The 12979-nt window shown below is 62.6% G+C and carries 12 protein-coding genes; 8 read left to right on the top strand and 4 right to left on the bottom strand.

The window, feature by feature from the left end; genetic code table 11:
• Positions 1–43: 43 nt before the first annotated feature.
• Positions 44–1255, bottom strand: coding sequence for a beta-ketoacyl-ACP synthase I (gene fabB, locus AB7E19_RS04320; protein ID WP_151027721.1), 1212 nt, complete (start codon positions 1253–1255; stop codon positions 44–46).
• 90 nt (positions 1256–1345) lie between these two features.
• On the opposite strand from fabB, the gene mnmC reads away from it, so the two are divergent.
• Entirely contained in the window at positions 1346–3361 is a 2016-nt protein-coding gene (gene mnmC / locus AB7E19_RS04315; protein WP_427934663.1) for a bifunctional tRNA (5-methylaminomethyl-2-thiouridine)(34)-methyltransferase MnmD/FAD-dependent 5-carboxymethylaminomethyl-2-thiouridine(34) oxidoreductase MnmC, read from the top strand.
• A 118-nt stretch (positions 3362–3479) separates the two neighbouring features.
• On the opposite strand, the gene AB7E19_RS04310 is transcribed toward mnmC, so the two are convergent.
• Positions 3480–4085: a DUF922 domain-containing protein gene (locus tag AB7E19_RS04310; RefSeq protein ID WP_427934662.1), complete on the bottom strand. Its 606-nt coding sequence runs from the start codon at positions 4083–4085 to the stop codon at positions 3480–3482.
• Between the two features lie 323 nt (positions 4086–4408).
• Here AB7E19_RS04310 and dcuC point away from each other — a divergent pair, with 323 nt between their 5' ends.
• The 5 genes from dcuC (at position 4409) to AB7E19_RS04285 (ending at position 10891) form a co-directional block, all read left to right on the top strand.
• Positions 4409–5761, top strand: coding sequence for an anaerobic C4-dicarboxylate transporter DcuC (gene dcuC / locus AB7E19_RS04305; protein ID WP_010674486.1), 1353 nt, complete (start codon positions 4409–4411; stop codon positions 5759–5761).
• A gap of 90 nt (positions 5762–5851) precedes the next feature.
• Positions 5852–7501, top strand: coding sequence for a bifunctional UDP-sugar hydrolase/5'-nucleotidase (locus AB7E19_RS04300; RefSeq protein ID WP_336578849.1), 1650 nt, complete (start codon positions 5852–5854; stop codon positions 7499–7501).
• Between the two features lie 279 nt (positions 7502–7780).
• Complete coding sequence (locus AB7E19_RS04295) at positions 7781–9424, top strand: hypothetical protein (protein ID WP_427934661.1); 1644 nt, start codon at positions 7781–7783, stop codon at positions 9422–9424.
• Positions 9425–9554: 130 nt separating this feature from the next.
• On the top strand, positions 9555–10058 hold the full coding sequence (locus AB7E19_RS04290) for a M48 family metallopeptidase (protein WP_010674483.1): 504 nt from the start codon (positions 9555–9557) through the stop codon (positions 10056–10058).
• 83 nt (positions 10059–10141) lie between these two features.
• Positions 10142–10891: a DUF2927 domain-containing protein gene (locus AB7E19_RS04285; protein ID WP_113070659.1), complete on the top strand. Its 750-nt coding sequence runs from the start codon at positions 10142–10144 to the stop codon at positions 10889–10891.
• A gap of 187 nt (positions 10892–11078) precedes the next feature.
• Here the strand turns inward: AB7E19_RS04285 and AB7E19_RS04280 are convergent, their stop codons facing one another.
• Positions 11079–11333: a DinI family protein gene (locus AB7E19_RS04280; protein WP_010674481.1), complete on the bottom strand. Its 255-nt coding sequence runs from the start codon at positions 11331–11333 to the stop codon at positions 11079–11081.
• A gap of 225 nt (positions 11334–11558) precedes the next feature.
• On the opposite strand from AB7E19_RS04280, the gene AB7E19_RS04275 reads away from it, so the two are divergent.
• Together AB7E19_RS04275 and ykgO are read left to right on the top strand one after the other, a co-directional pair.
• The gene (locus AB7E19_RS04275; protein ID WP_139737321.1) at positions 11559–11828 is read left to right on the top strand and encodes a type B 50S ribosomal protein L31; all 270 of its coding nucleotides are present in this window, start codon (positions 11559–11561) and stop codon (positions 11826–11828) included.
• Positions 11825–11950 (top strand): type B 50S ribosomal protein L36, encoded by a 126-nt coding sequence (gene ykgO / locus AB7E19_RS04270; protein WP_010674479.1) that lies wholly within the window; start codon positions 11825–11827, stop codon positions 11948–11950. Before AB7E19_RS04275 ends, ykgO begins: the two co-directional genes overlap by 4 nt.
• Positions 11951–12018: 68 nt before the next feature.
• On the opposite strand, the gene araC is transcribed toward ykgO, so the two are convergent.
• Complete coding sequence (araC, locus tag AB7E19_RS04265; protein WP_039040092.1) at positions 12019–12930, bottom strand: arabinose operon transcriptional regulator AraC; 912 nt, start codon at positions 12928–12930, stop codon at positions 12019–12021.
• Positions 12931–12979: the final 49 nt, after the last annotated feature.

Genomic DNA, 12979 nt, shown 5'->3' with positions numbered 1-12979 from the left:
TCGGCGCCTTTTTCTATTTCGCGTTGCGCTCCCCACAGGGAGATCAAGCCTTGAACTTGCTGAACACCAGAGAGGCGTTGGTACCGCCGAAGCCGAAGCTGTTGGACATGACGGTATTGAGATCCGCGGTTTCGTACTCGCGTACGATGGGCAGGCCCACGGCCTTCTCGTCCAGGTTCTCGATGTTGATGCTGGGGGCGATGAAGCCGTGTTCCATCATCAGCAGGGAGTAGACGGCCTCGTGCACGCCGGCGGCGCCCAGGGCATGACCGGTCATCGCCTTGGTGGCGGAGAGCTTGGGTGCATTGCTGCCAAACAGGGTCTGAATGGCTTCCAGCTCCTTGGTGTCACCAACCGGAGTAGAGGTACCGTGAGTGTTGATGTAGTCCACCTTGCCGACACCCTGCATCGCCATCTTCATGCAACGCACGGCGCCTTCACCGCTCGGGGCCACCATGTCGTAGCCGTCGGAGGTCGCACCGTAACCGGTGATTTCGGCGTAGATGTGGGCACCACGGGCCAGGGCGTGTTCCAGCTCCTCGACCACCAGGATGCCGCCGCCACCGGAGATGACGAAGCCGTCGCGGTCCGCATCATAGGTGCGGGACGCTTTTTCCGGGTTGTCGTTGTACTTGGTGGAGAGCGCGCCCATGGCGTCGAACTGGATGGTGGAAGACCAGTCCAGCTCCTCGCCGCCACCGGCAAAGATGATGTCCTGCTTGCCAAGCTGGATCAGTTCCAGGGCGTGACCGATGCAGTGAGCAGAGGTTGCACAGGCGGAGCTGATGGTGTAGTTGACACCCTTGATCTTGAATGGGGTGGCAAGACAGGCGGAGGTGGTGGAGGACATGGTACGCGGCACCATGTAGGGACCCACCCGCTTGACGCCCTTTTCACGGGCGATATCGGCAGATTCGGAGGTGTTCTTGCCGGAGGCGCCGCCGGAACCGGTCACGATGCCGGTACGCTCGTTGGAGACCATCTCTTCCGGCAGGCCGGCATCTTCGATGGCCTGCTGCATGGAGAGGTAGGCGTAGGCCGCGGCATCACCCATGAAACGCATGACTTTACGGTCGATCAGTTCAGACGGATCGAGTTTGATGTTACCCCAGACACGGCTGCGCAGGTTGTACTGCTCGAACTGCTCGGAATAGGTGATGCCGGATTTGCCTGCTTTCAGGGAGGCCAGCACCTCTTCCTTGTTGTTGCCGATACTGGAGATGACGCCGATACCGGTGATCACTGCTCTTCTCATTAATTCATCTCGTCTGGAAAAACTGGCACCGAGTCTACCCGCTTTCGGCTGCCAAACTGGTCTGCTTTCACGTAGAATGCCCGCGATTTTGTGACGCGAGCCGAGGAAAACGTGAGTCAAACATCCTTACATCATGCCCGATTGGACTGGAACGAAGCGGGAACTCCAGTCTCCAGTGAGTTCGGGGATGTGTACTTTTCCAATGATAACGGTCTAAGTGAAACCCGCTACGTCTTTTTGCAGCAAAATCGACTGCCAGAGCGATTTTCGCACCACGATAGTGACAGTTTCGTGATTGGTGAAACAGGTTTCGGTACAGGACTTAACTTTCTGGCCACAATGGCCGCCTTTCTGGAACAGGCCCCCCTGTCCGGCAACGGATCCCGGCTGCACTTCATCAGCGTCGAGAAATACCCTCTTACCCAGGCCGATCTGCGCAAGGCCCTGGCCGCCTGGCCCGAGCTTGCCCCCTTGAGCCAGCCTCTCATCGACCAGTGGCCATTGCCGGTCTCCGGCTGCCATCGCCTGCTCTTTGCCGATGGCCGCATCCGCCTCGATCTCTGGTTTGGCGACATCAAGGAGATGCTGCCCCAGGTGCCCCATCCGGCAACCGGTCTGGTGGACGCCTGGTATCTGGACGGTTTCTCCCCTGCCAAGAACCCAGAGATGTGGACCCAGGATCTCTTCGACGATCTCGCTCGCCTCGCCCGACCCGATGCCACCCTCTCGACCTTTACCTGCGCCGGTTTCGTGCGACGAGGGCTGATTGCCGCCGGCTTTGCCATGAAGAAGGTGAAGGGCCACGGCAGCAAGCGGGAGATGCTGGCGGGTGTTCGGGAAGGCAAAGTGCCGCAGCAGAGCATCGCCCCCTGGTATGCCCGCCCCGCAGGGCGGGAGGGAGAGGTGCTCATCATCGGTGGCGGCATCGCTTCCGCCATGACGGCGCTCTCTCTGGTGGAGCGGGGTCGGCACGTCACCTTGCTGTGCGAAGATGGCGAACCGGCCAGCGGCGCTTCCGGCAATCGACAAGGAGCCCTCTACCCCCTGCTCAACGGCGAGCACGATGCCCTGTCGCGCTTCTATTCGCTGGCCTTCGGCTTTGCCAGAAACCGGCTGCTGGCCCTGGCAAAGCGCCACCCCGTCGCCTTCTCTCTGTGTGGTGTCACCCAACTCGGCTACGACGACAAATCCGCCGCCAAGCTTGCCAAGATGGGTCAGGGACCCTTCCCCCCCGAGCTGATGCACCCACTCTCGGCAGCGGAGGTTGAGCAGGTGGTCGGCCTGCCCTGCGATGCGGATGGCGTGAGCTATCCCCTGGGGGGCTGGCTCTGTCCGGCGGATCTCACCCGCGCCGCCATCAGGGAGGCGCAGGCCAGCGGGCGGCTGGAAGTGGTGTTCAATGCCGCTGTGACCCGCATTGCCGAGGAGGACGATGGCTGGCGGGTGGAGAGCCAGGATGGCCGAGCCTGGCAGGCGCCAAACCTGGTGGTGGCCGCCGGTCACAAGCTGCCCGCCCTGCTCCCCTTCGCGGAGCTGCCGCTCTATCCCGTGCGCGGTCAGGTGAGCCATGTGCCAACCACGGCTGGCTTGAGCCAGCTCAAGACCGTGCTCTGCTACGACGGCTACCTCACCCCGGCCCACAACGGCGCGCACTGCATCGGGGCCAGCTATGGCCGCAACCAGACCGACCTTGCCTACCGCGCCGACGAGCAGGAGCAGAACAGGGCACGGCTGCAAGCCTGTGTGCCCCAGCAGCGCTGGCCTGCCGAGGTGGATGTGAGCGGCGCTCAGGCCCGTGTCGGGGTGCGCTGCGCCAGCCGGGATCACCTGCCGGTCGCCGGGCCCGTCGCCCGGTTGGCGGCGCTGGCGGATCATGACGTCAACGCCCCCGCGGATCAGCAGAGCGCGCTGCCCCTGCACGCCGGCCTCTACGTGCTGGGGGCGCTCGGCTCCCGGGGTCTGTGCTCGGCGCCCCTGTGCGGCGAGCTGCTGGCCAGCGAGATCTGCGGCGATCCCCTGCCGCTGGCCGCCGATCTGCTGGAGGCGCTCCACCCCGCCCGCTACTGGGTGCGAAGACTGCGCAGGGGCAAGCCACTGCGCGACTAGCCACCCAGGAGCCGGGGCTGCCGGCCTCCACGCTATTGGCGCACCAACAAAAAAACGGGCTCAATCAGCCCGTTTTTTTATGTTTCCCATGAGTGGCCATGGGCCTGTACACGTGTTATCAGCCAGCCCTGGGCCAGACGACCCCCAGCTTGCGCCCCTGATCGGTCTGGCTGGCCAGGGTGTCGAACCGCGCCCGGGTTGCCTCCAGCACCGCCTGCCCTGCCTGCCAGCCCTGATGCTCCAGGGTTGGGCAATCCCGGGTCACCGGCAACTGGGCGAGGCGCGTGCCAAGCTGGCTCACGCTCTCCAGCAGAATATCCTTGTGACGGCTCTCATAGTCAAACATGGCGGCCACCAGCTTGTCCCACTTCTGGCGCTCCTTCGCGGGCGCACGGGCCTTGTCCATCCAGTTGGGCACCCTGATCTGGATGCGGGCACGAACGCTGGCCTGCTCCAGCTCGCAGCGTGTCACCGTCGCCTTCGTCTGCAACTGCCAGGAGAGCTGATAGCTGGCCTTCCCGATGTGCCCGTCCGCCTGGGTGGGGGACAAGGCGGTGATCTGGCGCATCACGGCCCCCACATCGGCCCCGGAGACCCGATAGAACTGGAAGTCGACCTTGATATCGGGGGCGACCTTCACACCGGCATAGTGGGAAGGTACAGCACCGATTGAGGCGGCATAAATGAGGGCCACCGTCACCCCTGTCTTGCTGAAGAGTCCCATCTGTCCGCGGCTTTGCTCCTTGTGAGTCCCGGCTTAATTTCAATTAATAATCAATGAATTAATAACCCGATTGGGAGATTACCCCTGATCCAGCCCCCTGTCATCCGCTCTTGGCACCCGGTTGCTGCAAACGTGCGAGTCATCACCCCGGCTCAGGCGGGGATTTGCAGTCGAGATCACAAGCTGCCATCGAATGGATGGTGAAATACTCCTTAGTGGGTAATATCCGCAGTGTTTTTGTTGGCCGATGCCGGATAGTCCAGCGCAACCCTCTGGTGAGCCCTGGCAGGCCACCCCCTCATTTCAACTCTTGGGAAGGTTTTATGATAGAACTCCTGATCGGCACCCTGGTCACCCTGGCCGTGGGTCGCTACATCTTCAAGGGCTACTCCGCCACCGGGGTACTGCTCAGCGGCGGCCTGCTGCTGCTGGCGATCACCGCCCTGATGGGCAAGGCGGTGCTGCCGGCGAGCGTCCCCTCCACCGGCCACATGGCCACCGACATCTTCGAATACGTGCGCTTCCTGCTGGTCGACAGGGGGGGTGGCCTCGGCATGCTCATCATGGTGCTGTGCGGCTTTGCCGGCTACATGAGCCACATCGGCGCCAACACCATACTGGTGAAGCTCGCGAGCAAACCCCTCGGTGTCATCAAGTCCCCCTACATCCTGCTGGTGGCCGCCTATCTGGTCGCCTGCGCCATGTCGTTGGCGGTGAGCTCCGCAACCGGCCTCGGGGTTCTGCTGATGGCCACCCTCTTCCCGCTGATGGTCAACATGGGGATCTCCCGTGGCGCGGCGGCGGCGGTGTGCGCCTCGCCGGCCGCCATCATCCTCTCACCCACCTCGGGGGACGTGGTGATGGCAGCCCAGGCCGCGAACATGGAGCTCATCGAGTTTGCCTTCAAGCTGACCCTGCCCATTTCCCTGGTGGCCATCGCAGCCATGGCGGTGACCCACTTCTTCTGGCAGCGTTATCTGGATCAGAAGGCCGGGGAGCACAACGCCGCGGTCGCCCCGAGCGATCTCGTCACCGACGCCCCCGGCTTCTACGCCATCCTGCCCTTCACCCCCATCATCGGTGTGCTGCTGTTTGACGGCAAACTGGGGCCCAAGCTCGACATCGTCACCATCATCGTCATCTGCCTGGTGCTGGCTGCCCTGCTGGAGCTGGTGCGCAAGCGCAACGGCCGCGAGCTGCTGGACGGGCTGCAGGTGTGCTGGCGCAACATGGCCGACGCCTTCGCCGGCGTGGTGATGCTGCTGGTGGGTGCCGGGGTCTTTGCCCAGGGTCTGATGGGACTCGGTTTCATCGCCAACCTCCTGGATCTGGCCCAGAGCTTCGGTACCGGCGGCATCGTCATCATGCTGGTGCTGGTGGTCATCACCACCCTGGCGGCCTTCACCACGGGTTCCGGCAACGCCCCCTTCTACGCCTTCGTGGAGCTCATCCCCCATTTGGCCACCAGCCTCGGCGTCAACCCCGCCTATCTGGTGATCCCCATGCTGCAGGCATCCAACCTCGGCCGCACCATCTCGCCGGTCTCCGGGGTGGTGGTCGCCTGTGCGGGGATGGGCAATCTCTCTCCGTTCGAGGTGGTCAAACGTACCTCGCTGCCGGTGGCCGTCGGCCTGCTGGTAGTGATCCTCGCCACCCAGATCATGGTTCCCGCCTGACTCTTTACCGGCCCGGCTGCCGCCGGGCTGGTATCCCCCCCACCCCATGCAGTAGACTCGGTGCTCTTTTTTCCTAAGGAGGACCGAGCCTTGAGTATGACGGTTCAACTTGCCCACTTCAGCGACTGCCACTCCCATTTCGATGGCGCCCCCATGCGCTTCTCCCCCGATGGCGAGTCCGAATGGCGCACCCAGTGCGGCGGCTATGGCCGCATCCTGACCCGGCTCACCGCCCTGCGCCAACAGGCCGAGGCAGCCGGCCAGACCTGCCTGCTGCTGCATGGCGGCGATACCTTCCAGGGGTCACTTTACTTCAACCGTTTCAAAGGGCGGGCCAATGCGGACCTGCTGGCCCTCTTGCGACCGGATGCCATGGTGATCGGCAACCACGAATTCGATCTGGGCAACGGGCCGCTGGTGGAGTTTTTGCGCCAGCTCGATTTCCCGGTGCTCGCCGCCAACATCGACAACCGTCAGGAGCCCGCCGATGCCCCGCTGCGGCTGCAGGGACTGCTGCAGCTGTTTGACGCGAGCCGCCCCTGGCACAAGCGCGTCATCGACGACGTGCCCTTCGCCCTGCTCGGCATCACGCTGCCGCAGATGGCCGCCATCGCGAGCCCCGATCCCCACACCCGTTTCCACGGTATCGAAGAGACCTTGAGCCGCGCCCTCGAAGAGATCAAGGCCGCCGGCATCCAGCACATCATCCTGCTGAGCCACCTGGGTCTGGCGCAGGACAGACGTCTGGCTGAACGCTTCCCCGAGCTCAGCCTCATCGTCGGCGGGCACACCCACAGCCTGCTGGGGGATCTGGCGCCGCTCGGGCTCGACAGCGAAGGCAGCTATCCCCTCATGGTGAACGGGGTGGCCATCCTGCACGCCGCCCACAGCGCCCTCTGTCTCGGGGTGTGCGAACTCACCTTCGACGAGCAGGGACGCGTGTGCCAAAGCCGCGGCCAGCTGGAGTGGTTACCCTGGGATCCCTGGCCCTTTGCTTCCCCGCCTCCTGCGGGGCTGCACTTCTGCGAACCGGCCCCCGAGCTCGAGCAGCATCTGGCCAGACGCTATCGCCCCGAGCTCGAAACCATGACCCGGCGCGTGGTGACCCGCCTCGCCGGGCCACTGCACCATCAGCGGCTGCCCGATGCCACCCTGCCCGCCGGCAGCCAGGTCGCCCCCCTGGTGGCGAGCGCCATGCTGGCCAGTGCACGCGAACAGGTGGGTCAGGTGGACTTTGCCCTGCACAATGCCGGGGGCGTGCGCTGCTCCCTCGAGCCCGGCCCCCTGACCGAAGCAGACGTTGCCGGACGCCTGCTGCCCTTTGCCATCCCCCTTACCCTCTACCGGGTGCACGGCCATGAACTGGCCGAGGCGCTGGAGGGGGCCATCGACAACGCCACCAACAACGGGGTGACGGGCAATGGCAGCGGCAGCTTCCCCTACACCGCCGGGGTGCGCTTCTGCTATCAGGCTGACAGGCCCAAAGGGGAGAGGATCACTCGCCTGGAATGGGAAGCCAGCCCGGGTCAGTGGCAGCACGTCGAGCCGGATGCCATCTATCGCGGGGTCTCCAGTGCCTATACTGCCTCCGGCAAGGAGGGCTACACGGCCCTTGCCCGCACCCTGACCCAGCACAATCAGGAGCTCGGCATCACCCTGGCGGATGCCTTCCTGCGCTGGGCACGCCACCTGCCGGAACTCAGCCCCCTGCCGGCCCTGGTGGAGTATCACGGCCAGTGAATCTGGCACCGACCCATCCCGGGTCGGTGCCGCCTTTCCCCCGCATACGGGAATCCTGGTCCGCTCCCAGGCGCAGGCCCCCTACCATGCAACCTCAGGCTGTGACGCCCGACTGTGCCAGCCCTGTCTTGTGATGGGGCCTGCCAGTGCAGCCAGAGGCGTGAAAACGATACTTTTACGAATTATTTCAGGTGCCTACACTTCTTCCATTGCATCGTGCAGCCCGGCTCGGCAAGATAAGCCCGCTTTTTCAGTCTTTCCCGCAGGAACAGGTCACCCATGAATCATGCCATCCGCTTTACCCCGCACCGCCACAATCCCGGGATCAGGCCGTCGGTCATCTTGCTCACCGCCCTGATGGCTCTGCTGTTCTGTCTGCGCAATCCGCTGTTCCACGGCATGGCCCCGGGATTTGATGCCTCCCTGTTTGCGGTAATGGGCAAGATGTGGAGCGAGGGGGGCGTACTCTATCGGGACATGATCGACATCAAGGGTCCCATGATCTTCGCTCTCGATGCACTGGGCTATGGCCTTGGTGGCTTCTTCGGGATCTGGCTGCTGGAGTGGGTGCTCTGCTGGCTGGGCCTCATGGCGAGCTGGCAGGCTTTTTCGCAGCTCGGGCTCTCGGTGCGGGCGCGACTTGGCAGCATGCTGGCCCTGCTTGCGTTCTACAGCACTCGCTACTACTACGGCAACATGACAGAGGACTGGACATTCCATCTGGCCCTCATCGCCCAGTGGGCTTTCATCACCTTGCTGCTGGACAAGCGATTCAGCTGGGGACCGGCCCTGGTCGCCGCACTCACCTTCGCCATCGTGGCCTGGATGCGCACCAACAACGGCGCCTTCTGGGGTGCCTGGTATCTGGTGCTCTTCTGTCACTGGTGCCTGCGCGAGCAGTGGCGCTGCGCCTTTGCCCTGCTCTTTTCCAGCCTGCTTGGACTGGCCCTCGTCGGCGGCCCGCTCTATGCCTACTTCCAGCACCACGACGTGCTGGCAGAGTTCAAATACTACGCCTTCGGCATCTTCTTTGAAGGGAGCTACGGCAACGGCTTCTCTCCTGAGGTGGGCGCCGTCGGTCTGCTGCGCACCGGCCTCATCATGCTGCTGCCCGCCTTCCTCGTGCTGATGCTCGGGCGCCGCCAGGAGTGGTATCTCCCCGCGCTGTGCGCCACCCTCCTGGGGGTGCTGTTCACCCTGATCGCCAACTCGGTCTCCGGCCATGTGTTCGATCACTATGACGTGCTCTATCTGCAGCTTGGCCTGCTGCCGCTCGCCTGCCTGCTGGACAGAAGCGAGCAGCGATCCGATGCCCTGGGGCTGCTTTGCATCTCCCTGGTGGTGCTGACCGCCAGCTGGCTGCTGGCCCAGCAGCTCGGCTATGGCTGGAGCACCAAGGAGTGGTCTCTGGAGCGGGTGCGCGAGGTGCTCGGCAACAGCCTGCTGTGGGCCTTGCCCGTGCTCATTCTGGTCCCGCTCTGGCGCGCCTGGGACGTGCGAAGCGCCACCCCCTGGCTCGCCTCGCTGGCCATGCTGGCGCTGCTGGTCAACAACGCCTGGGAAGGCAATCTCAAGGGCAGGCCGTTCAATCCCCCCGCCCAGGTCAGGGTCGACCGTATCCTCGCCGAGACGACCCCCACCGACAAGATCTGGGTCGATGGCATCCAGCCGCAATACTACCTCTGGACCGATCGCCAGCCGGCCTCCGCCTATTTGTTCTTTGCCAACGTCAACCCGCCCTACGATGTGCGCGAGCGGGTGCTGGCTGACATCCAGCGCCAACACCCCAAATTCATCATCGCCAAACCGGAGCGGGTGGCACAGGAGCTCAAGACTCCGACCTCCCCCTCCCACCTTGCCTTCTACCAGTATCTGGCAGGTCAGTATGAAGAGGTGGACCCGGGCCTGTACCGGCGCCGCTAATCAGGCACACAGAAGGGGCCATCCTGGTGATGGCCCCTTTTCGTTGCCGTCACAAAGAGGGGGCCGACCATGTTCAAGGGGCCCCATCCTGACTACAATGACGCTCTTTTTCGCGGCAGAGGGAAGAATCATGGCGGAGCTGACTTATCTGGGGGGCTATCCGGAGCCACTCAAGGCTCAGGTACAGCAGTTGATTGCGGCGGGCAAACTCGGCGAGATGCTGGCCAAACGCTACCCGCAAACCCACCTCGTCCAGAGCGACAAGGCGCTGCTCGCCTATACCATGGAGCTGAAGAACCGCTACCTGAAAAGCTCGGCGCCGCTTTCCAAGGTGATCTTCGACGGCAAGATCAACGTGATCAAGGATGCCCTGGGACTGCACACCTATGTCAGCCGGGTGCAAGGCAGCAAGCTCAAGGCCAAGAACGAGATCCGCATCGCCGCCCTGTTCAAGGAGGCCCATCCCGCCTTTCTCAAGATGATAGTGGTGCATGAGCTGGCCCACCTGAAGGAGAAGGATCACAACAAGGCTTTCTACCAGCTCTGCCAGCACATGGAACCGGACTATCATCAACTGGAGTTCGATCTCAGGCTCTGGCTCACCTGGCGTGATATCGAGCGTACCGCCCGCTGATCCCCTTGCAAGGAGGTAAGATGCGCCCATGGCACACACCTGTCCAGCCCGTTCGCCATGGGCACTGGTTGCTCCCGGGGCTGATGCTCTGGCTCTTCTCCCTGCCGCTGTCGGCCACCGAACGCTGGCAGCGTGATGACTACCTTGTCCAGAGCTTCATGGAAATCGCCATGAAACGGGAGTATGGCCATGAACAACAGGAGCACTTCTCCCGCTGGCCGGGCCCCGTGCGTCTCAAGCTCGTCAACGAATTCGGCGACAAGCCGCTGCAGGCCGAGGTCGTCAAGGTACAGACCCGTCACCTGAGCAGGATCACCGGTCACCCCATCGAGATTGTCAACGACAACCCCAATCTCACCCTCATCATGACCCGGCACAAACAGATGGCGAGCTGGGCTGCGCGCACCATGCGCCAGGACGAGTCGGTGCGCATCGCCCTCAAGGAGGGGATTTGCCTGGCCAATTTCGCCACCAACGCTCGCTACGAGATCACCCGTGCCACCATCATCATTCCGGTGGATTACAGCCGGGCAAAGGGCCGTTTTCTGGATTGCGTAGTGGAAGAGTTGAGCCAGGTGATGGGGCTGCCCAACGACTCGGACAAGGTGTTCCCCTCCATCTTCAATGACAGCAGCATCGACAGCTTTCTGACCGGGCTCGACTACGTGTTGCTCAAGCTTGCCTACCACCCGGCATTGCAACCGGGTATGACGTCAGACGAGGTACGCGCGGCGCTCCCCACCGCCCTCAAGGCACTGCGTGCCAATGGCGACATCGCACAAGCCACCCAACGGGTGCAAGTCGACAGCCTCAAGCGTTGGGCGGGACTCTGAGCGCAGCCAGAGACATTACTCTTTCGCCTTCATGGTCATGCGCCTCCCCCATCAACGCAACACGCAGCCCATGGCTGCGTGTTTTGAAGAGCGGTTCGGCAAAGCCGGTACAGGGATCATCACCCGACTGGAGGTTCCTCCTCTCGGCCTGCAGATCACGACGATGCTTGCCGCTGAGAGCTTATCTTCAGGCTTCCAGAGCCTCTTCTTCCGGCATCCAGCTATCGGCGTTTTCCCACACCTCCTGCACCATGGCTTCGGCCAGCTCCTTGTCTTCCTTGCTGGCGCGACTGACCGTCAGAGCCATGGCACTACCCGGTGCCACCCGCACATGCAGATCGGGAAAGCGCTCACCCAGTTGCTTGAGCAGCTCCTGGCGCAAGGCCTCCATGGTCGAGGTGGGGATCTGGTGTTTTCTGTCGATGATGATTTCCAGGCGCATAGGGTACGTCTCCATGATAGTTTACTGTATTTTTATACAGTAATTTTGAAAAGTAAAGGTGGTGGCTGCACATAGGCCCTCACCGCTCACACCTTCTCGCTGACGATGTGCAGCCGAACGGCCCCGATTTTCCCCCATCGCTGTCATCATGGAAAAAACAGTTGATATTGATTCTCATCCATCGCATCATTTATGTCTTGTTATAACATAACAACAGAGGCAATCATGCGCCCCCATATTCACCCTGAATACCGCAAGGTTCTGTTCCACGATCTCGCCAGCAATACCTACTTTCTGATCGGCTCCACGCTGGCTACCGATCGCACCAGAGTGTGGGAAGATGGCAACACCTACCCCTATGTGACGCTGGATGTCTCCAGCGCGTCCCACCCCTTCTATACCGGCAAACAGAAGCAGGTCGGCAAGGAAGGTCAGGTCGCTCGCTTCGGCCAGCGATTCGGTCAGTTCTTCAGCAAAGGAAAAGAGAAACAATGAAAGTCCTCGCCTCCCTGAAATCCGCCAAGTCGCGTCACCCGGATTGCCAGATCGTACGTCGACGCGGCAAGCTGTTCGTCATCTGCAAGAGCAATCCCAGGTTCAAGGCTCGTCAGGGCTGATTGCGCATCCGCCCCTCATGGATAACAAAAGCCCTCGTCATGAGGGCTTTGTCATCTCTGGGCTCTGCTCACAGCGGGGTGGCGCACTTGCGGTATTCGGTGGGGCTGACCCCTACCCGCTTTCGGAACACCCGCGAGAAGTAGAGCTGATCGTCATAGCCCACCTGCTGGCCGATGGTGGCCACCGACAGCGGTGTGGTCTGCAGCAGCAACTTGGCCCGCATGATGCGCTGATCCTCGCGCCAGCGCACTATGCTCACCCCCACCTGCTCGCGAAACAGATGGGCGAGGCGCGAGGGGGACAAGAACACCTGCTCCGCCAGCGCTTCCACCGAGATCTCGGCCGAGAGGGACTCGCTCAGGATCTGGCACGCCTCGTGGACCCGGTGATCGATGGCTGGATAGGCATTCTGGGACGATGCCTCGTAGCAGCGGATGAGCAGCCGCTCCAAGAGGTTCATGGCGAGCTGCTCCGACATGGGCCGCAGCTGCTTGTGGGTCTCCTCGATGTCGAGGAACAGGGCGTCGAATTCCGTGAGCAGCTGGTTGTCCGCCAGTTGCAGCCGCCCCACCTGCTCCGTCACCTGGGGCCACTTGAGCCAGTCAGCCCAATAGGCCCGCGGCCGGAAATAGACCCAGCGGTGATACCACTCCCGGGCATCCGGCGCCCGGCCGTAATGGTGCACCGCCGCTGGTGGAAAGAGCAGCAGGTCGCCGGGTTCCACGGTGAAGGCCTTGTCCCCCTGAAAGATCTGCCCCTTGCCCTTGATGGTCAGATTGACGATGAACCCCTTCATGCCGTGGGGCCTGTCGATGGTGAAATCCAGCGCGCTCCCCTGCTCGATGGGAGTCATCCCCGAGACCAGGAAGACGTCGAAGGCGTAGCCAGGCAGCAGGGGATTGAGTTGTTTCGGCTTCTCTTTTTGCATCGAGGACATGGCGGAAAACAGGGTTTCGGTAAAAAAGTCGACATGGGCCATTGTAGAGATCCGGCGTAGGAACCCCCTATGTTCGCAAGCTGTTCGTTGT

It is taken from the genome of Aeromonas sp., assembly GCF_050252055.1.
Classification (GTDB): Bacteria; Pseudomonadota; Gammaproteobacteria; order Enterobacterales; family Aeromonadaceae; genus Aeromonas; species Aeromonas caviae.
Note: the sequence above shows the minus strand (reverse complement) of the source record. Positions and strands in the feature narration are given on the sequence as shown.